General features: G+C 73.9%; 21 protein-coding genes and 1 pseudogene. 4 read left to right on the top strand and 18 right to left on the bottom strand.

Annotated elements, in window-relative coordinates:
- Positions 1-273: 273 nt before the first annotated feature.
- The 3 genes from ABZ261_RS26355 to ABZ261_RS26345 form a co-directional block, all read right to left on the bottom strand.
- Positions 274-1,101 (bottom strand): NAD(P)H-binding protein, encoded by an 828-nt coding sequence (locus ABZ261_RS26355; RefSeq protein ID WP_356863287.1) that lies wholly within the window; start codon positions 1,099-1,101, stop codon positions 274-276.
- A gap of 104 nt (positions 1,102-1,205) precedes the next feature.
- The gene (gene pepN / locus ABZ261_RS26350; protein ID WP_356863285.1) at positions 1,206-3,773 is read right to left on the bottom strand and encodes an aminopeptidase N; all 2,568 of its coding nucleotides are present in this window, start codon (positions 3,771-3,773) and stop codon (positions 1,206-1,208) included.
- An 85-nt stretch (positions 3,774-3,858) separates the two neighbouring features.
- Complete coding sequence (locus ABZ261_RS26345) at positions 3,859-4,209, bottom strand: chorismate mutase (RefSeq protein WP_356863283.1); 351 nt, start codon at positions 4,207-4,209, stop codon at positions 3,859-3,861.
- Between the two features lie 192 nt (positions 4,210-4,401).
- Between ABZ261_RS26345 and ABZ261_RS26340 the strand changes: the two genes are divergently transcribed.
- Positions 4,402-5,283 carry a hypothetical protein gene (locus ABZ261_RS26340; RefSeq protein WP_356863309.1) on the top strand — a complete coding sequence of 294 codons (882 nt, stop codon included), beginning with the start codon at positions 4,402-4,404 and terminating at the stop codon, positions 5,281-5,283.
- Between the two features lie 299 nt (positions 5,284-5,582).
- Here the strand turns inward: ABZ261_RS26340 and ABZ261_RS26335 are convergent, their stop codons facing one another.
- The 3 genes from ABZ261_RS26335 to ABZ261_RS26325 all read right to left on the bottom strand — a co-directional run bounded on the left by ABZ261_RS26335 (position 5,583) and on the right by ABZ261_RS26325 (position 12,797).
- Positions 5,583-7,046, bottom strand: a complete 1,464-nt coding sequence (locus ABZ261_RS26335) for a glutamate synthase subunit beta (protein ID WP_356863281.1) — start codon at positions 7,044-7,046, stop codon at positions 5,583-5,585.
- Positions 7,039-11,634 (bottom strand): glutamate synthase large subunit, encoded by a 4,596-nt coding sequence (gltB, locus tag ABZ261_RS26330; protein WP_356863279.1) that lies wholly within the window; start codon positions 11,632-11,634, stop codon positions 7,039-7,041. The genes ABZ261_RS26335 and gltB overlap by 8 nt, the downstream gene beginning before the upstream one ends.
- 431 nt (positions 11,635-12,065) lie before the next feature.
- Positions 12,066-12,797 carry a VIT1/CCC1 transporter family protein gene (locus tag ABZ261_RS26325; protein WP_356863277.1) on the bottom strand — a complete coding sequence of 244 codons (732 nt, stop codon included), beginning with the start codon at positions 12,795-12,797 and terminating at the stop codon, positions 12,066-12,068.
- Positions 12,798-12,948: 151 nt separating this feature from the next.
- Here ABZ261_RS26325 and ABZ261_RS26320 point away from each other — a divergent pair.
- Positions 12,949-13,244 (top strand): annotated as a pseudogene (locus tag ABZ261_RS26320) (CoA ester lyase); the annotation flags it as partial.
- A 456-nt stretch (positions 13,245-13,700) separates the two neighbouring features.
- On the opposite strand, the gene lgt reads toward ABZ261_RS26320, so the two are convergent.
- From lgt to hisI, 10 genes are all read right to left on the bottom strand, one after another.
- On the bottom strand, positions 13,701-14,678 hold the full coding sequence (gene lgt, locus ABZ261_RS26315; protein WP_356863275.1) for a prolipoprotein diacylglyceryl transferase: 978 nt from the start codon (positions 14,676-14,678) through the stop codon (positions 13,701-13,703).
- 81 nt (positions 14,679-14,759) lie between these two features.
- Positions 14,760-15,539 (bottom strand): thioredoxin domain-containing protein, encoded by a 780-nt coding sequence (locus tag ABZ261_RS26310; RefSeq protein ID WP_356863273.1) that lies wholly within the window; start codon positions 15,537-15,539, stop codon positions 14,760-14,762.
- Positions 15,540-15,637: 98 nt separating this feature from the next.
- Positions 15,638-16,456, bottom strand: coding sequence for a tryptophan synthase subunit alpha (trpA, locus tag ABZ261_RS26305; RefSeq protein ID WP_356863271.1), 819 nt, complete (start codon positions 16,454-16,456; stop codon positions 15,638-15,640).
- The gene (gene trpB / locus ABZ261_RS26300) at positions 16,453-17,736 is read right to left on the bottom strand and encodes a tryptophan synthase subunit beta (protein ID WP_356863269.1); all 1,284 of its coding nucleotides are present in this window, start codon (positions 17,734-17,736) and stop codon (positions 16,453-16,455) included. The genes trpA and trpB overlap by 4 nt, the downstream gene beginning before the upstream one ends.
- 301 nt (positions 17,737-18,037) lie before the next feature.
- Positions 18,038-18,847 carry an indole-3-glycerol phosphate synthase TrpC gene (gene trpC, locus ABZ261_RS26295; protein ID WP_356863267.1) on the bottom strand — a complete coding sequence of 270 codons (810 nt, stop codon included), beginning with the start codon at positions 18,845-18,847 and terminating at the stop codon, positions 18,038-18,040.
- Between the two features lie 134 nt (positions 18,848-18,981).
- Positions 18,982-19,440, bottom strand: a complete 459-nt coding sequence (locus ABZ261_RS26290) for a DUF2752 domain-containing protein (RefSeq protein ID WP_356863265.1) — start codon at positions 19,438-19,440, stop codon at positions 18,982-18,984.
- A 166-nt stretch (positions 19,441-19,606) separates the two neighbouring features.
- Positions 19,607-19,864, bottom strand: a complete 258-nt coding sequence (locus tag ABZ261_RS26285; RefSeq protein ID WP_356863263.1) for an HGxxPAAW family protein — start codon at positions 19,862-19,864, stop codon at positions 19,607-19,609.
- 184 nt (positions 19,865-20,048) lie between these two features.
- A complete protein-coding gene (locus ABZ261_RS26280; protein ID WP_356863261.1) occupies positions 20,049-20,687 on the bottom strand; it encodes a TIGR02234 family membrane protein in 639 nt (212 codons plus the stop codon).
- Positions 20,688-20,738: 51 nt separating this feature from the next.
- Positions 20,739-22,232 (bottom strand): anthranilate synthase component I, encoded by a 1,494-nt coding sequence (locus ABZ261_RS26275; RefSeq protein WP_356863260.1) that lies wholly within the window; start codon positions 22,230-22,232, stop codon positions 20,739-20,741.
- 11 nt (positions 22,233-22,243) lie between these two features.
- Positions 22,244-22,660 (bottom strand): phosphoribosyl-AMP cyclohydrolase, encoded by a 417-nt coding sequence (gene hisI / locus ABZ261_RS26270; protein WP_356863258.1) that lies wholly within the window; start codon positions 22,658-22,660, stop codon positions 22,244-22,246.
- Positions 22,661-22,743: 83 nt separating this feature from the next.
- Between hisI and ABZ261_RS26265 the strand changes: the two genes are divergently transcribed.
- Both ABZ261_RS26265 and ABZ261_RS26260 read left to right on the top strand, forming a co-directional pair.
- A complete protein-coding gene (locus ABZ261_RS26265; RefSeq protein ID WP_356863256.1) occupies positions 22,744-23,379 on the top strand; it encodes a TIGR03085 family metal-binding protein in 636 nt (211 codons plus the stop codon).
- 13 nt (positions 23,380-23,392) lie between these two features.
- On the top strand, positions 23,393-23,791 hold the full coding sequence (locus ABZ261_RS26260) for a VOC family protein (protein ID WP_356863254.1): 399 nt from the start codon (positions 23,393-23,395) through the stop codon (positions 23,789-23,791).
- Positions 23,792-23,797: 6 nt separating this feature from the next.
- Here the strand turns inward: ABZ261_RS26260 and ABZ261_RS26255 are convergent, their stop codons facing one another.
- Together ABZ261_RS26255 and ABZ261_RS26250 are read right to left on the bottom strand one after the other, a co-directional pair.
- Positions 23,798-25,051, bottom strand: coding sequence for an MFS transporter (locus ABZ261_RS26255; RefSeq protein ID WP_356863252.1), 1,254 nt, complete (start codon positions 25,049-25,051; stop codon positions 23,798-23,800).
- Between the two features lie 11 nt (positions 25,052-25,062).
- Positions 25,063-25,650, bottom strand: coding sequence for a helix-turn-helix domain-containing protein (locus ABZ261_RS26250; RefSeq protein WP_356863250.1), 588 nt, complete (start codon positions 25,648-25,650; stop codon positions 25,063-25,065).
- Positions 25,651-25,727: the final 77 nt, after the last annotated feature.

Below are 25,727 nucleotides of genomic sequence, written 5' to 3'. Positions count from 1 at the left end.
AGGCGCGCGGACTTCCGCACGTGGACGGACGGTCCGCCGGGACACCGAGCGCGGGACACCGGGCCCGCCGGGGCCGCGCGGATGCGTCGGGGGCGGTCGCCCGCACGGTGCCTGCGCCGCCCCGCCGGGCGCGCGGACTTCCGCACGTGGACGGACGGTCCGGCGGGACGCCGGGGCCGCACGGCCGTACGGATCTGCGGGCCGCCCGGTGGCGGCTGCGACGTCAGACGGGCATGCCGGGGGCGGTCGCGGCGGGCCCTGCGGGCGGGCTGGTCACGGCGTCCGGAAGTCGGCGGTGTGGTCGTGGGCCCACCGGGCGAAGGTGCGGGCCGGGGCGCCGGTGACCTTCTCCACCGTGCCGGTGATCTCCGGGGGCACGCCGACGGTCGCCGCGAAGGACTGCATCAGCCGTTCGAGCATCTGCGGCGGGACGTACGGGAACAGCTCCGGGGCCGCCTCGGCCGGGTCGGTCTCGACGAACGTCAGCTGTCTGCCGAGCGCCCGGCCGATCGCCGCGACCTGGTCGGCGTTGCTGATCGCCTCCGGTCCGGTGAGCCGGTGCACGGCACCCTCGTGCCCGTCGTCGAGCAGGACGCGTTCGGCGACGGCGGCGATGTCGTCCTCGTGGATCGGCGCGGACAGCCCGCCGGCGTAGACGCCCCGGACGGTGTCGCCCGCGCGGATCTGCGGCGCCCACTGGAGGGCGTTGGTGGCGAAGGCGTTCGGCCGCAGGAACGTCCAGGCGAGCCCGCTGTCGTGGATCTGCCGCTCGGCGGTGGCGTGCATGACGTGGATGGGGTGCGTCTCGTCGGCGCCCTCCTGGATGACGCCGCTGGAGAGCAGGACGACGTGCCGCACGCCGTGCGCGCGGGCCGCCTCCAGCAGGGGCGCCGAGCAGGCCTGCGCGTACAGGAAGAGCTTGGTCGCCCCGCCGAACAGGGCGTCCGGGTCGTCCGCCCGGAACGGCACCACGTCCGCGGAGGCGGGGAGCGCGGCCCGCCGCGGGTCGCGGGTCAGCGCCCGGACGGGCTGTCCCGCGGCGAGGAGACGGTCGACGAGGGCGCGGCCGACGTTGCCGGTCGCGCCGGTCACTACGATCACGGTGGGCCTCCGGGGCTCGGCTGATCACTGACCGCCGAGCCTAGGGGCGGCGGCCGGGCCGCCGCATCGTCGGCGGGGACCAGCCGCGCCCTACGTCGTCCGGTCTACGCCTGCCGTGCGGCCGCCGGTTGCGCGCCGCGCACCTTCAGGGCGCGGGACAGGTCGTCGAGGCGGTCGGCGAGGGTGCGGCGCAGGGCCGGGGTGAGGTCGGCGTCGCGCAGGCAGGTCTCGCCGAGCCGCAGGTTCTCCGCGTCGACGGCGTGGGCCGGGAAGCACCAGCGTCCGGCGGCGACGGCGATGGCGGGGCCGCGGCGGGCGGCGACGGCGACCGCGTTTTCGTAGAAGCGCGGCACGTACTGCCGTACCAGGTCGGCCTGTTCGGGCTGCCAGAAGCCCTGCGCGGTGGCCGTGAAGAGGTAGTTGGACAGGTCGTCGCCGGCGAACATGGCCTCCCAGGCGGCGCGCTTGGCGTCCGGGTCGGGCAGCGCGGCGCGGCAGCGGGCGGCGCCCTCCTGCCCGGTGGCGCTCGGGTCCCGTTCCAGTTCGGCGGCGATGGCGGCCTCGTCGGTGGCGCCGAGCACGGCGAGCCGGGCGAGGATGCGCCAGCGCAGCTCGGGGTCGAGTTCCGGTCCGCCGGGCACGGTGCCGTCGGCGAGCCAGGCGGCGATGGTGTCCGGGTGGGCGGCCGCGCCGATCAGGTGGCGTACGGCGATGAGGCGCAGGCCGGGGTGGTCGCCGTCCTCGGTGCGGCGCAGCAGGTCGCGGCAGAGGGAGGTGAGGGCGGCGAGGGCGGCCGGCCGGTCCTGCGGCGGCAGGTACTGGTCGGCGATGTGGCCGGCGGCGAAGGCGAGGACGCCCTGGGCGAGGGCCAGGTCGGTCTCGTGCGGGAGGTGGGTGCGGGCCGTCTCCAGGTAGGCGGCGGGCGGGAGTTCGCCGTCGCGGACGGCGTCCCGCAGGGCGTTCCACACGACCGCCCGGGTCAGCGGGTCGGGCAGGCCGGACAGGGTGGTGCGGACCGTCTCGAAGGACTCGGCGTCGAAGCGGATCTTGGCGTAGGTGAGGTCGCCGTCGTTGAGGACGACGAGTGCGGGGCGCGGGCCGGAGGTGGTCAGTCGGAGATCGCCGGTCGCGGGGAGGTCGGCTTCCACGCGCTCGCGCAGGGTGAGCCGCCGCTCGTCGTGCAGGTCGCGGTCGTAGACGCCGAGGGTGATGCGGTGGGGGCGGCTGCTGCCGTCCCGGGCGGCGCCGGACGGGGAGGGGGCGCCGGGGCTGCCGAGGTGCCGTACGTCGAGGTGCCAGGTGCCGTGGTCGGTCCTGACGTCGGGCACGAGGGTGTCGACGCCGACGGTGCGCAGCCAGCTCTCGGCCCAGGCGTGGACGTCGCGGTCGGTGGCGGAGGCGAGGGAGTCGATGAAGTCGGCGAGGGTGGCGTTGCCGAACTTGTGCCGGGCGAAGTGGGTGTTGATGCCGGCGAGGAAGTCCTTCTCGCCGAGCCAGGCGGCCAGCTGGCGCAGCGCGGAGGCGCCCTTGGCGTAGGAGATGCCGTCGAAGTTGAGCAGGGCGGAGGCGGTGTCGTCGACGTTCTCGGGGGCGACGGGGTGGGTGGTGGGCCGCTGGTCGGCGTCGTAGCCCCAGGCTTTGCGGGTGACGCCGAACTCGGTCCAGGGGTCGGTGAAGCGGGTGGCCTCGGCGGTGGTCTGGTAGCCCATGTACTCGGCGAAGGACTCGTTGAGCCAGATGTCGTCCCACCACTGGAGGGTGACGAGGTCGCCGAACCACATGTGGGCCATCTCGTGCGCGATGACCATGGCGCGGGTCTGCCGCTCGGTGTCGGTGACGGCGGAGCGGTAGACGAACTCGTCGCGGAAGGTGACCAGGCCGGGGTTCTCCATGGCGCCGGCGTTGAACTCGGGGACGAACGCCTGGTCGTAGGAGTCGAAGGGGTACGGTTCCTCGAACTTCTCGTGGTAGCGGTCGAAGCAGGCGCGGGTGACGTCGAGGATCTCGTCGGCGTCGGCGTCGAGGTGGGGTGCGAGGGAGCGGCGGCAGTGGATGCCGAAGGGCAGTCCGCGGTGCTCGGTGCGCACCGAGTGCCAGGGGCCGGCGGCGACGGCGACCAGATAGGTGGAGACCGGCGGGGTGGGGGCGGCCTGCCAGACGCCGTCGCCGTCGCGGGCGGTGACGCCGTTGGCGAGGACGGTCCAGCCCTCGGGCGCCTTGACCGACACCTCGAAGACGGCCTTCAGGTCGGGCTGGTCGAAGGCGGCGAAGACGCGCTGGACGTCGTCCATGAACATCTGCGTGTAGACGTACGTCTCGCCGTCGCTCGGGTCGGTGAACCGGTGCATGCCCTCGCCGGTGCGGGAGTAGCGCATGACGGCGTCGACGCGCAGTTCGTGCTCGCCGGCGGTGAGGTTCTTCAGCGGCAGCCGGTTGTCGAGCAGGGACTCCGGGTCGAGCGGTTGCCCGTCGAGCGTGACGCTGCGCAGTTCCGCGGGCTTCAGCTCGACGAACGTGTTCCCGTCGGACCGCGCGGTGAACCGGATCGCGGTGCGGGAGTCGAAGGTCTCGTCCCCGGTCGTGAGGTCCAGTTCGACCGTGTAGCGGTGGACGTCGAGGAACTGTGCTCGGAGCTGCGCTTCGTCGCGCGTGAGTACGGACATGCAGGCCATGCTGCCTGATGGCACCGGCAGCGCACAGGGGCGGATCGGTACACGGCTTATGTCCGGGGTGCGCCCCTGGCTGCCGGTGGCGGGGTCAGGTGTCGTTCCCGGGCTGTCCGTTGTGGGTGTCCTCGGCGATGCGCTCGTGGTGTCTGATCACTTCGGCGATGATGAAGTTGAGGAATTTCTCGGCGAAGGCCGGGTCGAGCTTGGCGTTCTCGGCGAGGCGGCGCAGCCGCTCGATCTGGCGGGCCTCGCGGGCCGGGTCGGCGGGCGGCAGCTGGTGCAGCGCCTTGAGCCGGCCGACCTGCTGGGTGGCCTTGAAGCGTTCGGCGAGCATGTGGACGACGGCCGCGTCGATGTTGTCGATGCTGTCGCGCAGCCGTTCCAGTTCCTGGCGGACCTCGGGGTCCACGGCGCCGGCGTCCGGGTTGCTGGTGGTCATGGGCGTCCACCTTAAGCGCTGGGCCGGTCCTGCCTCACGGGGTGTCCGAGGAGTGGATCACGGCGGTGCGCGGCGGGGGCCGGCCCGACCGCTGCGGCCGCGGGGGCGCCGCGGGCCCCACGCCCGGGCGGCCGCCGCCCGCCGCCGTCGCCGCCTACAGTGGAGGAAGGCGGCGTCGTGAGGGGTGCGGACGTGGCGAACGGCGGACCGGTCGAGCACGGCTACCCGCATCTGGAGACGGTGCGGGCCGCTGTCACGGCGCTGTACCGGCGGCTGTCGCACGACACCGTCCGCGCCTTCTCGGCCAGTGTGGCCCCCGGCGACGTGGCCTTCTGCGACACCGACGACCTGCACCTGGGCGCGCAGCGCGTGGCCCGGGAGATCGTCCGCCACTTCCGGCTGCCGGACGCGCGGCTGATCGTCGGCTTCCGGGAGATGACCCACGCGGCGAACGTGGAACTCGCCGCGGGCCCCGAGTACTTCGTGGAGCTCAACGACCGGTTCCGCACGCATCGCCGGGACATCGGCGCGGCCCTGGCCCACGAGGTGGCGCACGTCTACCTGCACCGGCTGGACCTGTCCTTCCCGACCACGGCGGAGAACGAGATCCTCACGGACACGGCGACGACCTACCTGGGCGCGGGCTGGCTGCTGCTGGACGCCTACCGGGAGGACGGCGTCTCGTCCCAGAAGCTCGGCTACCTCACCCCGGAGGAGTTCGGCTACGTCCTCGCCAAGCGGGCGCTGCTCTTCCACGAGGACCCGTCCGTGTGGTTCACCAGCCCGCAGGCGTACACCGCCTACGCCGAGGGGCTGGCGCGGGCCCGCCGGGACGAGCAGCAGCCGCCGCTGACCAAGGCCGGCTGGGCGGGCCGCCGCCGGTACGCCCACGACCGCCGGCACGTGTCCGACGTCCCGCCGACGGCCCCGTACGCCTTCGCCCACGACGGCAGCGGCCGACTCGGGGTGAGCTTCCCGTGCCCGACCTGCCACCAGCGGATCAGGGTGCCGGTGCGGGGGCGGGTGCGGGCCCGGTGCGGCTTGTGCCGGACGGTGCTGGAGTGCGACACGTGACCCTCCGCCCCGCCCCTGCGGCACGCCACGACTCCGCGCCCTTCGGTGCCTCGACGGCCCGGCCGGGGGGCGTACCGGCCCGGTCACGGGGGCGCGGGCACGGCTGCCGGTCGGCGGCGGACGAGGGCCGGGGAGGCGGCGTGACGGGGTGCGGGTAGGCGGCGTGACGGGGTGCGAGGAGGCCGCGTGACGGGGTGCGGGCGGGTGTGCGACGACGCCTGCCCGGTGTCCGGTCGGGGACGGGGCAGGCGTCGTCGGTGTTCCGTACGCCTTTGTACGGGACGTTTCTCGGGGTGCCGTCAGACCGCCAGGGCGCGGTCCGTCGGGCGGATCGGGGCCGGCAGGTCGCTGGCACCGGTCAGGTAGCGGTCGACTCCGCGGGCGGCCGAGCGGCCCTCCGCGATCGCCCACACGATCAGGGACTGGCCGCGGCCGGCGTCACCGGCGACGAACACGCCCGGCACATTGGTCTGGAAGTCGGCGTCGCGGGCGATGTTACCGCGTTCGTCGAGCTCCAGGCCGAACTGCTCGACCAGGCCGTTCTCCCGGTCGGTGCCGGTGAAGCCCATGGCGAGGGTGACCAGCTGGGCGGGGATCCTCCGCTCGGTGCCCGGCTTCGGGGTCAGCCGGCCGTCGACGAACTCCACCTCGGTGAGGTGCAGCCACTGGACGTTGCCGTCCTCGTCGCCCTCGAAGCGGGTGGTGGAGACGGAGTAGACCCGCTCGCCGCCCTCATCGTGGGCCGAGGTGACCTTGTAGAGCAGCGGGAAGGTCGGCCAGGGCTGGTCGATCGGGTGCCGCTCGTCGTTCGGGCGGGGCATGATCTCCAGCTGGGTGACGGAGGCCGCGCCCTGCCGGTGGGCGGTGCCGACGCAGTCGGCGCCGGTGTCGCCGCCGCCGATGACGACGACGTGCTTGCCCTCCGCCGAGACGGGGGGCGCCACGAAGTCGCCCTCCTGCACCTTGTTCGCCAGCGGCAGGTACTCCATGGCCTGGTAGACGCCCTTGAGCTCGCGGCCCGGCACCGGCAGGTCCCGTGCGGTCGTCGCACCGGCGGCGATCACGATCGCGTCGTACCGCTTCTTCAGGTCGCGGGCGTTGATGTCGCGGCCGATCTCGACGCCGGTGCGGAACCGGGTGCCTTCCGCGCGCATCTGCTCGATACGGCGGTTGATGTGCCGCTTCTCCATCTTGAACTCGGGGATGCCGTAGCGGAGGAGGCCGCCGACGCGGTCGGCGCGCTCGTAGACGGCGACGGTGTGGCCGGCCCGGGTCAGCTGCTGGGCGGCGGCCAGGCCCGCGGGGCCCGAGCCGATGACCGCCACCGTCTTGCCGGAGAGGCGCTCCGGGATCTGCGGCGCGACGTCCCCCGTCTCCCACGCCTTGTCGATGATGGAGACCTCGACGTTCTTGATGGTGACCGGCTGCTGGTTGATGCCCAGCACGCACGCCGACTCGCACGGGGCGGGGCAGAGGCGACCGGTGAACTCGGGGAAGTTGTTGGTCGCGTGCAGCCGCTCGGAGGCGGCGGCCCAGTCCTCGCGGTAGGCGTAGTCGTTCCACTCGGGGATCAGGTTCCCCAGCGGACAGCCGTTGTGGCAGAACGGGATGCCGCAGTCCATGCAGCGGCTGGCCTGCTTGCTGATGATCGGCAGCAGGGAGCCGGGGACGTAGACCTCGTTCCAGTCGCGGACCCGCTCTTCGACGGGGCGGGTCTTGGCGACCTCACGGCCGTGGTTCAGGAAGCCCTTGGGGTCAGCCATTGATCGCCGCCTCCATCATCTTCTCGGTGATCTCGGTCTCGGAGAGACCGGCTCGCTCGGCGGCGTCCTTGGCGGCGAGCACTGCCTTGTACGTGCTGGGGATGATCTTGCTGAACCGTTCCACGGCCGTGTCCCAGTCGGCGAGCAGCTTCCCGGCGACCGTCGAGCCGGTCTCCTCGGCGTGGCGGCGCACCACCTCGTGCAGCCACTGCCGGTCCGTGTCGTCCAGCGCCTCGACCGACCCGGCGTTGCCGGCGTTGACGTTGTCGCGGTCGAGGTCGATGACGTAGGCGATGCCGCCGGACATGCCCGCCGCGAAGTTGCGGCCGGTCGGGCCGAGGACGACCGCGTGGCCGCCGGTCATGTACTCGCATCCGTGGTCGCCGACGCCCTCCGAGACGACCAGCGCGCCGGAGTTGCGGACGCAGAACCGCTCACCGGTGCGGCCGCGCAGGAACAGCTCGCCGCCGGTGGCGCCGTAGGCGATGGTGTTGCCCGCGATGGTCGAGTACTCGGCGAGGTGGTCGGCGGCCCGGTCGGGGCGGACGATGATCCGGCCGCCGGACAGGCCCTTGCCGACGTAGTCGTTGGCGTCGCCCTCCAGGCGGAGCGTGACGCCGCGCGGCAGGAACGCGCCGAAGGACTGGCCGGCGGAGCCGGTGAAGGTGATGTCGATGGTGTCGTCGGGCAGGCCGGCGCCGCCGAACTTCTTCGTCACCTCGTGGCCGAGCATGGTGCCGACGGTGCGGTTGATGTTGCGGATCGCGACCTGGGCGCGCACCGGCTGGGCCTCGGTCGCGTCGTCGGCGGCGAGGGCGTCGGCGGCGAGCCGGATCAGCTCGTTGTCCAGTGCCTTCTCCAGGCCGTGGTCCTGGGCGATCACCTGGTGGCGCACCGCGCCCTCGGGCAGCTCGGGCACGTGGAACAGCGGCGCCAGGTCCAGGCCCTGCGCCTTCCAGTGGTTCACCGCGCGCTGGACGTCCAGCACCTCGGCGTGCCCGACGGCTTCCTCGATGGAGCGGAAGCCGAGCTCGGCGAGGAGTTCGCGGACCTCCTCGGCGATGAACCGGAAGAAGTTGACCACGTGCTCGGCCTTGCCGGCGAAGCGGTCGCGCAGGGTCGGGTTCTGGGTGGCGATGCCGACCGGACAGGTGTCCAGGTGGCAGACGCGCATCATGACGCAGCCGGCGACGACGAGCGGCGCGGTCGCGAAGCCGAACTCCTCGGCGCCGAGCAGCGCGGCGACGACCACGTCCCGGCCGGTCTTCAGCTGGCCGTCGGTCTGCACCACGATCCGGTCGCGCAGGCCGTTGAGCAGCAGGGTCTGCTGGGTCTCGGCGAGGCCGAGCTCCCAGGGGCCGCCCGCGTGCTTCAGCGAGGTCAGCGGGGAGGCGCCGGTGCCGCCGTCGTGACCGGAGATGAGGACGACGTCCGCGTGGGCCTTGGACACGCCCGCGGCGACCGTGCCGACGCCGACCTCGGAGACCAGCTTGACGTGGATCCGCGCCCGCGGGTTGGCGTTCTTCAGGTCGTGGATCAGCTGGGCCAGGTCCTCGATGGAGTAGATGTCGTGGTGCGGCGGCGGCGAGATCAGGCCGACGCCCGGCGTCGAGTGCCGGGTCCTGGCCACCCACGGGTAGACCTTGTGGCCGGGCAGCTGGCCGCCCTCGCCGGGCTTGGCGCCCTGGGCCATCTTGATCTGGATGTCGTCCGCGTTGACCAGGTACTCGGAGGTGACGCCGAAGCGGCCGGAGGCGACCTGCTTGATGGCGGACCGGCGGGCCGGGTCGTACAGGCGCTCCGGGTCCTCGCCGCCCTCACCGGTGTTCGACTTGCCGCCGAGCTGGTTCATGGCGATGGCGAGGGTCTCGTGCGCCTCCTTGGAGATGGAGCCGTACGACATCGCGCCGGTCGAGAAGCGCTTGACGATCTCGGAGACCGGCTCGACCTCCTCGAGCGGGACCGGCTGCCGGTCGGACTTGAAACCGAACAGGCCGCGCAGCGTCATCAGGCGCTCGGACTGCTCGTTCACGCGGGACGTGTACTTCTTGAAGATGTCGTACCGGCCGGTGCGCGTGGAGTGCTGCAGGCGGAAGACCGTCTCCGGGTCGAACAGGTGCGGCTCGCCCTCGCGGCGCCACTGGTACTCGCCGCCGATCTCCAGCGCGCGGTGCGCGGGAGCGATGCCGGAGGCCGGGTAGGCCTTGGCGTGGCGGGCGGCCACCTCCTTGGCGATGACGTCGATGCCGACGCCGCCGATCTTGGTGGCGGTGCCGTTGAAGTACGTGTCCACGAAGGTCCGGTCGAGGCCGACGGCCTCGAAGACCTGGGCGCCGCGGTAGGAGGCGACGGTGGAGATGCCCATCTTGGACATGACCTTCAGGACGCCCTTGCCGAGGGCGTGGATGAGGTTTCTGATCGCCTGCTCGGGCTCGATGCCGTCGATGAAGGTGCCCGCGCGCAGCAGGTCCTCGACCGACTCCATCGCCAGGTACGGGTTGACGGCGGCGGCGCCGTAACCGATGAGCAGGGCGACGTGGTGGACCTCGCGGACGTCGCCGGCCTCGACCAGCAGGCCCACCTGGGTGCGCTGCTTGGTGCGGATGAGGTGGTGGTGGACGGCCGCGGTGAGCAGCAGCGACGGGATCGGCGCGTGCTCGGCGTCGGAGTGCCGGTCCGACAGGACGATCAGGCGGGCGCCGTTGCCGATGGCCGCGTCGGCCTCGGCGCAGATCTCCTGGATGCGGGCGGCGAGGGCGTCACCGCCGCCGGAGACCCGGTACAGGCCGGAGAGGGTCGCGGCCTTGAAGCCCGGCATGTCGCCGTCGGCGTTGATGTGGATGAGCTTGGCCAGCTCGTCGTTGTCGATGACCGGGAAGGGCAGGGTGACCGAGCGGCAGGAGGCGGCGGTCGGCTCCAGCAGGTTGCCCTCCGGGCCCAGCGACGAGCGCAGGGAGGTGACCAGCTCTTCGCGGATCGCGTCCAGCGGCGGGTTGGTGACCTGCGCGAACAGCTGGGTGAAGTAGTCGAAGAGCAGGCGCGGGCGCTCGGACAGGGCCGCGATCGGCGAGTCGGTGCCCATGGAGCCGATCGGCTCGGCGCCGGTGCGGGCCATCGGGGCGAGGATGACGCGCAGCTCCTCCTCGGTGTAGCCGAAGGTCTGCTGGCGGCGGGTGACCGAGGCGTGGGTGTGGACGATGTGCTCGCGCTCGGGCAGGTCGGAGAGCTCGATCTCGCCGGCCTCCAGCCACTCGGCGTACGGCTTCTCGGCCGCGAGGGACGCCTTGATCTCGTCGTCCTCGATGATGCGGTGCTCGGCGGTGTCGACGAGGAACATGCGGCCGGGCTGCAGGCGGCCCTTGCGGACGACCTTGGCGGGGTCGATGTCCAGGACGCCGACCTCGGAGCCGAGGACGACGAGGCCGTCGTCGGTGACCCAGTAGCGGCCGGGGCGCAGGCCGTTGCGGTCCAGGACGGCGCCGACCTGGGTGCCGTCGGTGAAGCAGACGCAGGCGGGGCCGTCCCAGGGCTCCATCATCGTGGAGTGGAACTGGTAGAAGGCGCGCCGGTCCGGGTCCATGGAGTCGTGGTTCTCCCACGCCTCCGGGATCATCATCAGCACGGAGTGCGGCAGCGAGCGGCCGCCCAGGTGCAGCAGTTCGAGGACCTCGTCGAAGGAGGCGGAGTCGGAGGCGTCCGGCGTGCAGACCGGGAAGATCCGCTCCAGCTTCTCCTGCGGGCCGAACAGGTCGGAGACCAGCTGGGACTCGCGGGCGCGCATCCAGTTGCGGTTGCCCTGCACGGTGTTGATCTCACCGTTGTGCGCGACGAAGCGGTAGGGGTGCGCCAGCGGCCACGACGGGAAGGTGTTCGTGGAGAACCGGGAGTGCACGAGCGCGATCGCGGAGGCGAAGCGGCGGTCGGACAGGTCCGGGAAGAAGGGCTCGAGCTGGCCGGTGGTCAGCATGCCCTTGTAGACGATCGTCCGGGCGGACAGGGACGGGAAGTAGACGCCTGCCTCGCGCTCGGCGCGCTTGCGCAGCACGAACGCCTTGCGGTCCAGGTCGATGCCGGTGCTGACGCCGTCGCCGACGAAGATCTGGCGGAAGGCGGGCATGGTGGACCGGGCGGTGGCACCGAGCAGCTCGGGTGCGACCGGAACCTCGCGCCAGCCGAGGACGGTCAGCCCCTCCTCGCCGGCGATCGTCTCGATGCGCGAGACGGCGGTGGCGGTCCCCTCCTCGGGCAGGAAGGCGATGCCGACGGCGTAGGAGCCGGCGGCGGGGAGGTCGAATCCGGCCACCTCGCGGAAGAAGGCGTCCGGCACCTGGGAGAGGATGCCCGCGCCGTCGCCGGAGTCGGGCTCGGAGCCGGTGGCGCCGCGGTGCTCCAGGTTGCGCAGGACGGTGAGCGCCTGTTCGACCAGCGTGTGGGACGCCTCGCCGGTGAGGGTGGCGACGAAACCGACGCCGCAGGCGTCGTGTTCGTTGCGGGGGTCGTACATACCCTGCGCAGCAGGGCGAGCATCCATGAACGACCAGTTCTGGCCGTTCTCGGAATGCTGGGACGGCTGGCGCGGCGTACGCATCGGCTCTCCCGTCGTCGTCATCTGGCATGTGGCAGGTGCCGAGGGACGACGTTGGCCCTCTGCGTGATCTCTGCATGAGATCAAAATTTCGTGCAGGTTACATGATGGAGCGGTTCTCGGGAACCGGATACTCCGTTCCAGCATGCGGACGCCGCGGTCGCGGTCGAGGCGCCGCGCGAACGCGGCGAGCACCGTGCGACGGCGGCGGTGCCGCGCGGTGGCGGCCTGTGTCGTGGGGGGCGTTTCGGACACGATCGGTCGGATCGGTGTCCGTCGGCCCGAAGGGGCCGGGGAGAGCGTCGTCCGCCCGCCCCGGGGGGTGCGGCGGGCGTCGTTGCCCGCAGCGCTTACGGCTCATGCCCGATGGCCGAGTGCGCGAAACCAGCGAGTAACGGCTACGTATGCGGTCCCTCGCATAGATAGCGGTCCGCCTATCCTACGGCCGTTCCGAACAGAGTGCCCAGGGCGTACGTCACACCGGCCGCAGCACCGCCGAGCGCGAGCTGCCGCAGCCCGCTGAACCACCAGGTGCGCGCGGTCACCCTCGCCACCACGGCGCCGCACCCGAAGAGCCCGGCGAGGGCGAGCAGCAGGGCGGGCCACAGCGCGGTCGCGCCGAGCAGGTACGGCAGCACGGGCAGCAGGGCGCCGAGGGCGAAGGAACCGAAGGACGACACGGCGGCGACCAGCGGCGAGGGCAGGTCGCCGGGATCGACGCCCAGCTCCTCGCGGGCGTGGATCTCCAGTGCCTGCTCGGGATCCCGGGACAGCTGGCGGGCGACCTGCCGGGCCAGCGCCGGCTCCACCCCGCGGGCCGCGTACAGCGCCGCCAGCTCGTTCTCCTCGTCCTGGGGGTGCTTGCGCAGCTCACGGCGCTCGACGTCCAGCTCGGCCTCGACCAGTTCGCGCTGGGAGGCGACGGAGGTGTACTCGCCGGCCGCCATGGAGAAGGCACCGGCGGCGAGCCCCGCGAGCCCGGTGAGGACGATGGTGTGCTGGCTCACCGAACCGCCGGCCACGCCTGTCATCAGGGCGAGGTTGGAGACCAGGCCGTCCATCGCGCCGAACACGGCGGGGCGCAGCCAGCCGCCGTTGACGTCGCGGTGGGTGTGGTTGTCGCGGTGCGCCTCGTGCAGCGCGGCCTCGGTGTCGAGGATGGCCATACCGGACCCCCCAGGGAAGCTAAGCCAAAGCTAACTTTGGACGAGTTCTACTTTTCGACAACACCGAACATACGCCGGTCATTCCCTTCCCGCCAGCAAGGCGAGGCTCGGCTAACCTGCGGTTTCGTCTCTTCGGGTTCGTGAGCGCCGGGGCGAGGCGGACCTCCGGGCCGACCCGGGGGCACGGGCGGACGCGGACCTGGACCGGCCGTGCACCCGGGCGGTCCTGGGCGGCCGCGCGGCGGGGCTGCCCCGCCGTCGCAGTCCGTCCGTCAGGACGTCCGCGGCCTCGACGGCCTCGCCGCGTCCCGCGCCCGCGGCCGTGCCCTCGGCTTCCAGGGCCGCGCCGCGCTCCGTCCCCGGCAGCCGCCGGTGTCCGGGCGGGCGCACCCGCCCACCCCGGCGGAGATCGAACCCGGCGAGACGATCACCGAGTCGGCGGCGGCCCGCGTGCACCCGGGCGGTCCTGGGCGGCCGCGCGCCGGGGCTGCCCCGCCGTCGCAGTCCGTCCGTCAGGACGTCCGCGGCCTCGACGGCCTCCCCGCGTCCCGCGCCCGCGGCCGTGCCCTCGGCTTCCAGGGCCGCGCCGCGCTCCGTCCCCGGCAGCCGCCGGTGTCCCGGCGGGCGCACCCACCCACCCCGGCGGAGATCGAACCCGGCGAGACGATCACCGAGTCGGCGGCGGCCCGGCCGGGCGCCGGGGTCTTCCGACGGCCCGTCCATCGACGCGGCCGTGGTGGCGGTCGGCCCGGCGGACGCGGTGGCCGGCGCGCGGGGACCGAGTCCGCCGCCGCTCAGCCACCGCGGGCGCTCGCGCGGTCGCGGTGTCCGGCCGCCCGCGTCCCGCACGCGGCGAGGGCGCCCGGGAGACCCCGGACGCCCTCGGCGCCGTACCGGCGGCGGTCAGCTCTTGCCGGCCTCCGCCGACTCCGCCTCGTCCTCCGGCGCCCCCTCGGCGCCCGACGCCCCGCCCGTCTTCCCGGTCCGCCCGGTGGGCGCGTCCGGCCCGGCGTCCTCGCCGTCGCGCGGCTCGGGGTGCTCCTGCTCGCCGGGCGTCCCGGTGGCCGGGGCCGGCTCCACCACCGCTTCCCGGCCCGGCCGCTTCCTCGACGACACCACGATGTACGCCACCGCCAGCAGCAGCACGACCATCGCGGTCCAGTCGTTGAGCCGGAGGCCCAGGATGTGGTGGGCGTCGTCCACCCGCATGTACTCGATCCAGCCGCGGCCCACGCAGTAGGCGGCGACGTACAGGGCGAACGCCCGGCCGTGGCCCAGCTTGAAGCGGCGGTCGGCCCAGAGGACGAGGAGGCCGACGCCGACGCACCACAGGGACTCGTAGAGGAAGGTCGGGTGGTAGTAGCCCGGCACCCGGCCGCCGTCGGAGGAGGTGATGTGCAGCGCCCAGGGAAGGTGCGTCTGCCGCCCGTACAGCTCCTGGTTGAACCAGTTGCCCCAGCGGCCGATGGCCTGCGCGAAGGCGATGCCGGGCGCGACGGCGTCGGCGTACGCCGGCATCGGGATGCCACGGCGCCGCGCACCGATCCACGCGCCGAGCGCGCCGAGCGCGATCGCGCCCCAGATGCCCAGGCCGCCCTCCCACACCTTGAAGGCGTCCACCCAGTCACGGCCCTCGCTGAAGTACAGCTCGTAGTCCGTGATGACGTGGTAGAGCCGGCCGCCGACCAAGCCGAACGGGACGGCCCAGACGGCGATGTCGGCGACGGTGCCGGCCTGCCCGCCGCGGGCGATCCAGCGCCTGTTGCCGAGCCAGACGGCGACGAAGACGCCGATGATGATGCAGAAGGCGTAGCCGCGCAGCGGGATGGGGCCGAGGTACAGCACCCCGCGCGACGGGCTGGGAATGTAGGCAAGTTCCATGGCAGGTCCGACGCTACCGTGCCGGGCCGCGGGCACGGCAGGCAGTCCGGCTACGGGTCCATAACGGGGCGTGGGAGTCGCTCACGCTCCGTCCGCCTCCTCCACCATCCGCTTCAGCTTGGCCGGGGTCATCGTCCGGTCCTGGTAGATGTTCCTGCCGCCGAACAGGACGGTGGGCGTGCCGCTGAACCCGCCCGAGCGGAAGGCCTGGTGGGACTTGTCCACCCAGCTGTCGTGGGTGCCCTTCTCCACGCAGGCGCGGAACGCGGGCGTGTCCAGTCCCTTCACCTTGCCGGCGAGCCGGATCAGCTTGTCGGCGCTGCCGTAGGCGTCGTCGGTCTCCGGGGGCTGGTTCGCGTACAGCACGTCGTGGTAGGCGCGGAACCTGCCGGCGTCCTGGGCGCAGGCCGCGGCGTTGGCGGAGCGCAGGGAGCCGGTGCCGCCGAGGTTGCCGTCGATCAGCTTGACCAGGTGGTACTCGATCCTGAGCTTGCCGGCGTCGGCCAGTTCGTGGAGGGTCGGCCGGTACGCCGTCTCGAAGGCCTGGCAGGCCGGGCAGCGGAAGTCCTCCCAGACGGTGAGCGTCGGCCTGGCGCCGTCCTTGCCGACCGGGATGGCGAGGCTGTCCTTGCCCTGCGCGCCGGAGGGCGCCACGACCGGGCCAGCGGCGCTGTCCTTGCCCTTGTCCTTGCCCGCGTTGGCGGCGACCACGCCGATCACCGCCGCGAGGCCGAGGACGCAGATCACGCTCGCGCCCACGATCAGCGTGCGCCGCCGCTTGTCCGCGGCCTTCTGCTTCTCGCGCTCGACCGCCAGCCGCTGTCGGGCGGTGCGCTTTCCGTCACGGTTCTTCTCGCTCACACCCCCAGAACGAACCGGGGAGGCGCAGCGCGCCTCCCCGGCCAGGAGTCCACCCCTTCGGGTGATCTCGTCCTGCGGTGCGGGAGCCCCGCGTACGGTCACGCCTGCCCGCGCACGCCCTTCGCGAGCTCGCCGGCGAGCTCGCGGACCGCCGCGAGGCCGGAGGCGTGGTCCGGCGCGTCCAGCATCCGCTTGACGAACGCCGAGCCGACGATGACCCCGTCGGCGAAGCCGGCGACCTCGGCCGCCTGGGCCCGGTCGGAGACGCCGAGCCCGACGCAGACGGGCAGGTCGGTGCCGGTGGCGCGGGTGCGCCGGACCAGGTCCTGGGCCTGCGCGCCGACGGAGTCGCGGGTGCCGGTGACGCCCATGAGGGAGGCCGCGTAGACGAAGCCGCTGCCCGCCGCGGTGATCTGCGCGAGCCGCTCGTCCCGGCTGCTCGGCGCCACCACGAACACCGTCGCCAGGCCGTGCTTGTCGGCGTGCTCCCGCCACAGCGCCGACTCCTGCACAGGCAGGTCGGGCAGGATGCAGCCCGCGCCGCCCGCCTCGGCCAGTTCGGCGGTGAAGCGCTCGACGCCGTAGCGGTCGACCGGGTTGAAGTACGTCATGACGAGCACGGGCTTGCCGGTGGCCTCGTGGGCCTGACGGACCGTGCGCATGACGTCGGCGATCTTGACACCGCCGCGCAGGGCGATGTCGTCGGCGGTCTGGATGACCGGGCCGTCGAGGACGGGGTCGCTGTGCGGCAGGCCGACCTCGACGACGTCGGCGCCGCCGTCGAGGACGGCCTTGACCGCCTCGATGCCGCCGTCGACGGTCGGGAAGCCGGCCGGGAGGTAGGCGATGAGCGCGGAGCGGCCCTCGGCCCTGGCGGCGGCGAGGGTGTCCGACAGCAGCTGGATGTTCCCGCTCACTTGGCGTCCCCCTCGATCTCGGCGGTGTCGGCTTCGTCGGCGGCCACCTCGGCGTCGGTGTCGTACAGGCCGAAGTAGCGGGCGGCGGTGTCCATGTCCTTGTCGCCGCGGCCGGACAGGTTGACGACGATCAGACCGCCCGGGCCCAGCTCCCTGCCGACCTCGAGGGCGCCGGCGAGGGCGTGGGCGCTCTCGATGGCCGGGATGATGCCCTCGGTGCGCGACAGCAGGCGCAGGGCCTGCATGGCGGCGTCGTCGGTGATGGCGCGGTACTCGCCGCGGCCCGAGTCCTTCAGGTAGGCGTGCTCGGGGCCGATGCCCGGGTAGTCAAGGCCGGCCGAGATGGAGTACGGCTCGGTGATCTGGCCCTCCTCGTCCTGCAGGACGTAGGAGCGGGAGCCGTGCAGGATGCCGGGCTCGCCGGCGGTGAGGGTGGCGGCGTGCTCACCCGTCTCGACGCCGTGGCCCGCGGGCTCGCAGCCGATCAGGCGGACGCCCTCGTCGGGGATGAAGGCGTGGAACAGGCCGATGGCGTTGGAGCCGCCGCCGACGCAGGCGACGGCGGCGTCGGGGAGGCGGCCGGCGCGCTCCAGGAGCTGCCGGCGGGCCTCGACGCCGATCACGCGGTGGAAGTCGCGGACCATGGCCGGGAAGGGGTGGGGGCCGGCCACGGTGCCGAACAGGTAGTGGGTGTGGTCGACGTTGGCGACCCAGTCCCGGAACGCCTCGTTGATGGCGTCCTTCAGGGTGCGGCTGCCGGACTTCACGGCGACGACCTCGGCGCCGAGCATCCGCATCCGGGCCACGTTGAGGGCCTGGCGCCGGGTGTCGATCTCCCCCATGTAGATGGTGCAGTCCAGCCCGAACAGCGCGCAGGCGGTGGCGGTCGCGACGCCGTGCTGGCCGGCGCCGGTCTCGGCGATGACGCGGGTCTTGCCCATGCGCCTGGTGAGCAGGGCCTGGCCGAGCACGTTGTTGATCTTGTGGGAGCCGGTGTGGTTGAGGTCCTCGCGCTTGAGGAACACCCGGGCGCCCCCGGCGTGTTCGGCGAACCGCGGGACCTCCGTCAGGGCGCTGGGCCGGCCGGTGTAGTGGGCCAGGAGGTCGTCGAGCTCGCGGGCGAACTCGGGGTCGTTCCTGGCCTTGTCGTACTCGACGGCCACCTCGTCCACGGCGGCGACGAGGGCCTCCGGGATGAACTTGCCGCCGAACGCGCCGAAGTAGCCCTCGGCACTGGGGAGCCCGCCGCTGGGGTCGGGGACGAAGAACTCGCTGGGCATGCGGAAACCTCACGGTGAGTATGTGCGGGAAAGACACTGTTCGCCGTGGGGGCGGAGGTACGTCCGAGGGGTGACGGGCCGTCAGCGGCCCGCCGCGCAGTCCCCCGCGCCCCTGACGGGGCGCTGCCATCGACGCCCGTTCACCTGTCCCGGCTCGTCACCGATGACGTACCGCACCCTGCGCCCGTGGACCCGGCGGGCGGGGGCACGGCAGCCCCGGGGCCGGCAGCCGCGCGCGAGGCGGGCGTGCCGGTCAACGGTCGTCGCGGTGGGAGTCATCGCCGTCCAGCCTAGCGAAAGCTCAGCCCCGGCCGTGCCGCAGCGCGGGGTGTTCGCCCGCCGCCACCAGGTCGGCCACCGCCGTCCTGGGGTCGCGGCCGGTCACCAGGGACTCGCCGACCAGGACCGCGTCGGCGCCGGCGTTGGCGTAGGCGATGAGGTCGTGCGGGCCGCGCACACCGGACTCGGCGATCTTCACGATGCCGTCCGGGATCTCCGGGGCCACCCGCTCGAACGTGCCGCGGTCGACCTCCAGCGTCTTCAGGTCGCGCGCGTTGACGCCGATGACCTTGGCGCCCGCGTCCACCGCCCGCTCGACCTCGTCCTCGTCGTGCACCTCGACGAGCGGCGTGAGGCCGATCGACACCGCGCGCTCGATCAGCGACTCCAGGGCCGGCTGGTCGAGGGCGGCCACGATCAGCAGCGCGAGGTCGGCGCCGTACGCGCGGGCCTCCCACAGCTGGTAGGAGCTGACGATGAAGTCCTTGCGCAGCACCGGGATGTCCACACGCGCGCGGACGGCCTCCAGGTCGGCGAGGGAGCCGCCGAAGCGGCGCTGCTCGGTGAGGACGGAGATGACGGCCGCGCCGCCCGCCTCGTAGTCCGCGGCCAGTCCGGCCGGGTCGGCGATCGCGGCCAGCGCGCCCTTGGAGGGGCTGGAGCGCTTGACCTCGCAGATCACCTTCACGCCGTCGCCCTTGAGCGCGGCCGCCCCGTCCTTGGCGGCGGAGGCCTTGGCCGCCCGCTCCTTGAGCTCGTCGAGGCTGACGCGTGCCTGTCGCTCGGCGAGGTCGGCACGGACTCCGTCGATGATCTCGTCGAGCACACTCACGCGAGCGGCCCCCTTCCAGGCGGTGGTTCCTCAGAGGCTTGAAGGCCCGTGGTCACTGCGATGGTATCCGCAGCGGTGCCCGGGCCCCGCATCCGGTGGAGGGCAGTCCCACTACCTGGACGTTCGCTGTTCGATCAAGGGTGAAGCCAGCCACCGAACGGCAAATTCCGGACGACCGTGAACACCAGCAGCAACGCGCCGAGTCCCCGCAGGTGCGCCGGACCGAGGCCGAGGCGCACCGGCCGGCCGCGCACCGCGCCGACCACCTGGACGGTCCACAGCACGGCGCACGCCAGGAAGGCGGCCACGGCCGGGGCGTTGTCGCGCAGGGCGGCGGCCAGGTCGCCGTGGACCAGGGCGTGGGCGCTGCGCAGTCCGCCGCAGCCCGGGCAGTACAGGCCGGTGAGCCGGTACAGGGGGCAGACGGGGTAGTGGCCGGGCTCGCCGGGGTCGACGGCGCCGACGTACGCGAGCGCCCCGGCGGCGGCCGCGAGCAGCGCCGCCGGGACGGCGAGCCGGCGCCACGGCGGCGGGGCCGGGCGCGCGGGCCCGTGCGGAGCCCGGGGCGGCGCCGGGCGGCTGTCGTCGCTCACGCGGGCATTGTGCCCCGCCGCCCCGCGGTGTGCGCGGCGGCGCCGGGCGCGTTCAGGCGTCCGGGCGGCGGCGCGGGAGCGCGGGCGCCGCGGCGGCGGCGCCGACGGCGCGAGGGGCGGCCCCGCACCCTCTCGGGCGCCGGGCCGCCCCTCGCGGACGCGCTGCTCAGCTCTCGGCGCGGGCCGGCTCGCGGGTCGCGGCCGGGGCGGTGTGCGGGGCGGGGCGGGAGGCCTTGCGCTGGCCGAGGCCCATGGCGCGCATGACGGCGCCGACGACGCCGCCGAGCACCACGATCGCCATGCCGGCCCAGAAGCCGAGCGGCTGGGCCATCACCACGAAGGCGCCCGCGACGCAGAAACCGATGAAGGCGATGGTGACGCCGGTCCAGGCGGCCGGGGTGTGACCGTGGCTGCTGCCCGCCATGACTTGCTCCTCGTTGCTGTGAACGTGTCGTAGTACGCGTCGTACGTCGTGTCCGTACGGTTCCGAGCCCGCCCGTCACCGTCCGAGCCGGACGCTCGGCGACCATTGTCCCGTACCCGCGCGGGCGCCGGACGCGCGGGTGGCGTCTGTTTCACCACATCCCGGCCCGGGCCCGTGCTCCCGGTCAGACGCCGGTGGGGTCCTCGCCGCGGTCGAGGGCCTTCCACATCTCCTCGGGCCGCTCCGGGTCGGCCGGCCGGGCGGTGCGCCGGGGGCGGCCGGCGCCGCGTTCGTAGCGCCCGGACATGGCGGGCCAGCGGCTGCCGCAGCGCAGGGCGAGCAGGCCGGCGAGCGCGATCAGCAGGCCGCCGGCGGCCGCCACGTAGGGCCAGCCGGTGTGGGTGAGCGCGTCGACCGTCGCGGAGGTGTCGCCGCTGGCCCGGGCGGCCTTCTCGTCCAGCGCGGAGCCGTCGGAGGCGGCGGCGAGGGCGGCGGCGGCGATCCCGGCGCCGGACAGCGCGAGGAGCCCGGAGACGAGGAGCCGGCCGGTCCCGCGGACGGCGAAGACGGCGACGAGCGCGGCGAGGCCCACGACGGCGAGGGCCGCGGGGACGCCGGTGACGTCGCTGCCCTTGGCGGTGAGCGGGAACGCGCCGCCGGCCACCGTCGCGGTGCCCTCCGCCCAGCGCTGCCGGGTCGCGAGCAGCGCCACGGCCGCGCCGAGGGCGCCGCACAGGAGGGCCGCGGCGAGGCTGCGCCGGCCGGACCGGGCGGGCGCGGCGGCTGGGGAAGGGGGGTGAGGTACGGCAGTCACGTACTCCACTATCGCCTGCGCCCCGGGCGAGGCGTCACCCGGGGCGCTGCGCGAGGCGTCCTACCCGCCCAGGCGGTTCGCGGTGTGGACCGCCCGCAGCACCGCCGCCGCCTTGTTGCGGCACTCCTGGTCCTCGGCGACCGGGTCGGAGTCGGCGACGACGCCGGCGCCGGCCTGGACGTAGGCCGTGCCGTCGCGGAGCAGGGCCGTGCGGATGGCGATGGCGGTGTCGGAGTCGCCGGCGAAGTCCAGGTAGCCGACGCAGCCGCCGTACAGGCCGCGCCGGGACGGCTCCAGTTCGTCGATGATCTGCATCGCGCGGGGCTTGGGGGCGCCGGAGAGGGTGCCCGCCGGGAAGCACGCGGTGAGCACGTCGAAGGCGGTGCGGCCCGGGGCCACCTTGCCGGTGACGGTGGAGACGATGTGCATGACGTGCGAGTAGCGCTCGACGGACATGAAGTCGACCACCTCGACCGAGCCGGGCTCGCAGACCCGGCCGAGGTCGTTGCGGCCGAGGTCGACCAGCATCAGGTGCTCGGCGCGCTCCTTGGGGTCGGCGAGCAGTTCCTCGGCGAGGGCCTGGTCCTCCTGCGGGGTGGCCCCGCGGGGCCGGGTGCCGGCGATGGGGTGGACCATCGCCCGCCCGTCCTCGACCTTCACCAGCGCCTCCGGGGAGGAGCCGACGACGTCGAACGCGCCGCCCTCCCCGTGCGGGAACCGGAAGAGGTACATGTACGGCGAGGGGTTGGTGGCGCGCAGGACCCGGTAGACGTCCAGGGCGCTCGCCGTGCACGGGGTCTCGAAGCGCTGGGAGGGGACGACCTGGAAGGCCTCGCCCGCGCGGATGCGCTCCTTGACGTCCTCGACGGCCCGCTGGAAGTCGGGGCCGCCCCAGCGGGCGGTGTACTCGGGCAGTTCGGAGGGCGGGAGGTGCGCCGGGGGCTGGGCGACCGGGCGGGACAGGTCCGCCTCCATGGCGTCCAGTCGGGCCACGGCGTCGGCGTAGGCGTCGTCGACGCCGGTGTCGAGGTCGTTGTGGTTGATCGCGTTGGCGATCAGCAGGACGGAGCCCTCCCAGTGGTCCATCACCGCGAGATCGCTGGTCAGCAGCATGGTCAGCTCGGGCAGCCGCAGGTCGTCGCGCTCGCCGGGGCCGATCTTCTCCAGGCGGCGGACGATGTCGTAGCCCAGGTAGCCGACCATGCCGCCGGTGAAGGGCGGCAGGCCCTCCTGGGCCGGGGTGTGCAGGGCCTGCAGGGTGGCGCGCAGGGCGTGCAGCGGGTCGCCGTCCGCGGGGACGCCGACGGGCGGGGTGCCGAGCCAGTGGGCCCGTCCGTCCCGGGTGGTCAGGGTGGCGGCGCTGCGCACCCCGACGAAGGAGTAACGGGACCAGGATCGGCCGTTCTCCGCGGACTCCAGCAGGAAGGTGCCGGGGCGTTCGGCCGCGAGCTTGCGGTAGAGCGCGACCGGTGTGTCGCCGTCGGCGAGGAGCTTGCGCGTGACCGGGACGACACGCCGGTCCGCGGCCAGCTTGCGGAAGGTCTCGAGGTCCATGGCCGTCGACCCTACTGATCCGCGCCGCCGGTGCGCGCCCGCGCAGCGCCACGGCCGGCGTCCGCCAGCAGCACGTCGGCGTCGAAGCAGGTGCGCGCGCCGGTGTGGCAGGCGGCCCCCACCTGGTCGACGCGGACCAGCAGCGCGTCGGCGTCGCAGTCCAGCGCGACCGACTTCACCAGCTGGACGTGGCCGGAGGTGTCGCCCTTGACCCAGTACTCCCGGCGGCTGCGGGACCAGTAGGTGCAGCGGCCGGTGGTCAGCGTCCGGTGCAGCGCCTCGTCGTCCATCCAGCCGAGCATGAGCACCTCGCCGGTGTCGTACTGCTGGGCGATGGCGGGGAGGAGCCCGTCGGCGCTGCGCTTGAGCCGCGCGGCGATCTCCGGGTCGAGGCTGCTGGGCCGGGGTGCGCCGGTCGTACTGGTCATGGGTGCCATTGTGCCGCGCGGCGCGGGCCGCGCCGGGACCGCGTCCACTGGGCGGACCGTTCCCGGGGTCGTAGGCTGACAGCATGTCGACCTTCGCCAAGCGTGAACGGCTGCTGCTCGCCGACCTCTTGGAAACCGCCGGTCCGGACGCCGGGACCCTCTGCGAGGGCTGGCGGACCCGGGACCTGGCGGCGCACGTGGTGGTGCGCGAGCGCCGCCCGGACGCGGCGGGGGGCACGCTGGTCAAGCAGCTCGCGCCGCGCCTGCGGAAGGTGACGGCCGAGTACGCCGCGAAGCCGTACGAGGAGCTGATCCAGCTGATCCGCACCGGCCCGCCGCGTTTCTCGCCGTTCCAGCTCAAGCAGGTCGACGAGGCGGCCAACATCGTCGAGTTCTACGTCCACGGGGAGGACGTCCGCCGCGCCCAGCCGGGCTGGAGCCCGCGCGAGCTGGACCGGGTCTTCCAGGACGCGCTGTGGCTCCGGCTGGAGCGGACGGCGCGGCTGGTGGGCCGGGGCGCGCCGACGGGCCTGGTGCTGCGCCGCCCGGACGGCCGGACGGTGGTGGCGCGCCGGGGCACCCCGGTGGTGACGGTGACCGGTGAGCCGTCGGAGCTGTTGATGTTCGCGTACGGCCGGCAGGACGCGGCCCGGGTCGACGTGGACGGGGACGCGGACGCGATCGCCGAGCTGCGCGAGTCGAGACAGCTGGGCATCTGAGAGGGGCCGCCCCGTGATCAAGGTCGCCATGACCGGTGTGTACGTGGACGACGTGGCGCGGGCGCACGCCTTCTACACCGGTGTCCTCGGCTTCGAGACCCGCCAGCGCGTGGACCTCGGCGACGGCACGACGTTCGTCACGGTGGGGGCGCCGGACGGGGCCCAGCCGGACCTCCAGCTGCTGCTGGAGCCCGGCGAGGGACCGATCGCGGAGCCGTACCGCAGGGCCCTGTACGAGTCGGGGCTGCCGTGCATCGTCTTCTCCGTGGACGACCTCGGGGCCGAGTACGCGCGGCTGCGGGGCCTCGGGGTCCGCTTCACGCATCGCCCGCAGGAGCAGGGGCCGGTGCTGGCGGCGGTGTTCGACGACACCGTCGGCAATCTGGTGCAGCTCGTCCAGCCGAGGCGGTGAGGCGCGTCAGCCGGGGAGTTCCGCGCGGCGCAGGCCCGGCGCGACGAGGGCGACGGCCCCGCCGAGGCCGCAGACGGCGGCGCTGACCGCGAAGACCGGTCCGGGACCCCAGACGCCGATCGCGGCGGCGGCGAACGGCATGCTCAGCGGGGCGAGGCCGAGACTGACCAGGCCGGCCACTGCCGCCACCCGGCCGAGGTGGGCGGGGTCGGCCTGGGTCTGCAGCAGCGCCCCGCACAGGGCGCCGCTGAGCCCGGTGAGCAGGCCCACGAGCACGGCGACCCCGACGGCGGCGGCGAGCGCGGGGACGAAGGCGAGGGCGCCGACGGCCACGGAGCCGGTGACGCACGCGCATCCGGTGACCAGGCCGGCGCGGGGCACCCGGCCGCGCACGGTCAGCAGCAGCGAGGCGGCGCCCGCGCCGGCGCCGAACCCGGCGAGCACCCAGCCCATCCCGGCGGCGCCCCAGCCGCGCCGGTCGGCGAGCAGGGTCAGCCCCACGTTCAGCGGGCCGGCGAAGCCGAGGTCGCCGAGGGCGATGGTGAGCATCAGCGGGGCGAGGACCCGGTGGCGGCGGATGTGGCGCAGGCCGTCCTTCAAGTCGGTCCAGGCGGTGCCGCGCGGGGCGTCCGTCCCGTCCGCGGGCAGGTCCCGGAGGCGGACGGAGACCAGCAGCGGCACGGAGACGGCGATGAGCAGGCCGGCGAGGGCGAAGGCCGTGGCGGCTCCGCCGAGGGCCACCCCGAGTCCGCCGAGCGGTGCTCCGGCGACGCTCGCGAACCGGACGGCGAGGCCGCGCAGTCCCTGGACCCGGGCGAGCTGGTCCGGTGCGGTGATGCGGGCCGGCAGGGCGCCCACGGCGGGCAGGAACACGGCGTCGACGGCGCCGAAGACCAGCGCCAGCAGGGCGAGCGGCCACAGGCCGGGACCGGTGAGGAACAGCAGGGCGGCGACCGCGAGGGCGGCGGCGCAGCGCACGGCGTCGCTGCCGATGACGACTCGGCGCGGGCCCAGCCGGTCGGCGATCACTCCCCCGGCGAGCAGCAGCGCGGCCCTGGGCAGGGCGCTCACCGACATCACGATCCCCGCCTGCGTCGGCGTCCCGGCCCGGACGGCGGCCCAGGACAGGGCGAGGTAGTAGACGCTGTCGCCGAGCATGGAGGAGGTGTAGGCGGCGAGCCAGCGCAGGACGCCGGGGTCGCGGTGGGCGGGGCGGCCGGCGGTGTCGTGCGCGGCCGGGCCCGCGGCGGTGACGGTCACGGAGGGGCCTTTCAGACGCGGAAGGGGAAGCCGTGCACGGACAGCGCGACGTGTTCGCGTCCCTCGGTCGCGCCCGCGGCTTCGGCGGCCCGGCCCTGCGCGTCGTACCGGCGCAGAAGGGCGACGAGTTCCTCCTTCAGCGCGGTGAGTTCCGCGGGTGTCAGCCGCATCCAGGACTCGGCGTCGATCGACGCGGTGGTCCACTCGGGGCTCCACGTCGCGCGTTCGTCCAGGTGGCGGCGGTAGCGGTCGGTGCGCTGCGCGAGGAAGAGGCGGGTGGCCGCGAGATGGGCCGCCGCCGTCTCCGGCGCGTCCCGGAAGTCCTCCTCCCGGATGCCGAGGGCGTCCGAGGAGGGCTGCCACCAGCGCTCGCGCGCGTCCCCGGTCCGCGGCTCCGCCTGCTCGATCAGGCCGTGCCGGGCGAGTGTGCGCAGGTGGTAGCTGACCAGGGACACCTGTTCGTCCACGTGGCCGGCGAGCTGGGAGGCGGTGGCGACCCGCTCGACGCACAGCAGGCGGTACAGCTCGGCGCGCAGGGGGTGGGCGAGGGCCTTCAGCGTGCCCACGTCCGTGATCCGGCGGCTCTCCTCGCTCGGCATGCCGCCACCCTAGACACGAAAGAGAAGTTGCGCAATTTTCGTTGCGCACCTTCCCTTCCGCGTCCTGGACGGAGTCG

Source organism: Streptomyces sp. NPDC006193 (assembly GCF_040613915.1).
In the GTDB taxonomy this organism is placed as follows: domain Bacteria; phylum Actinomycetota; class Actinomycetes; order Streptomycetales; family Streptomycetaceae; genus Streptomyces.
Note: the sequence above shows the minus strand (reverse complement) of the source record. Positions and strands in the feature narration are given on the sequence as shown.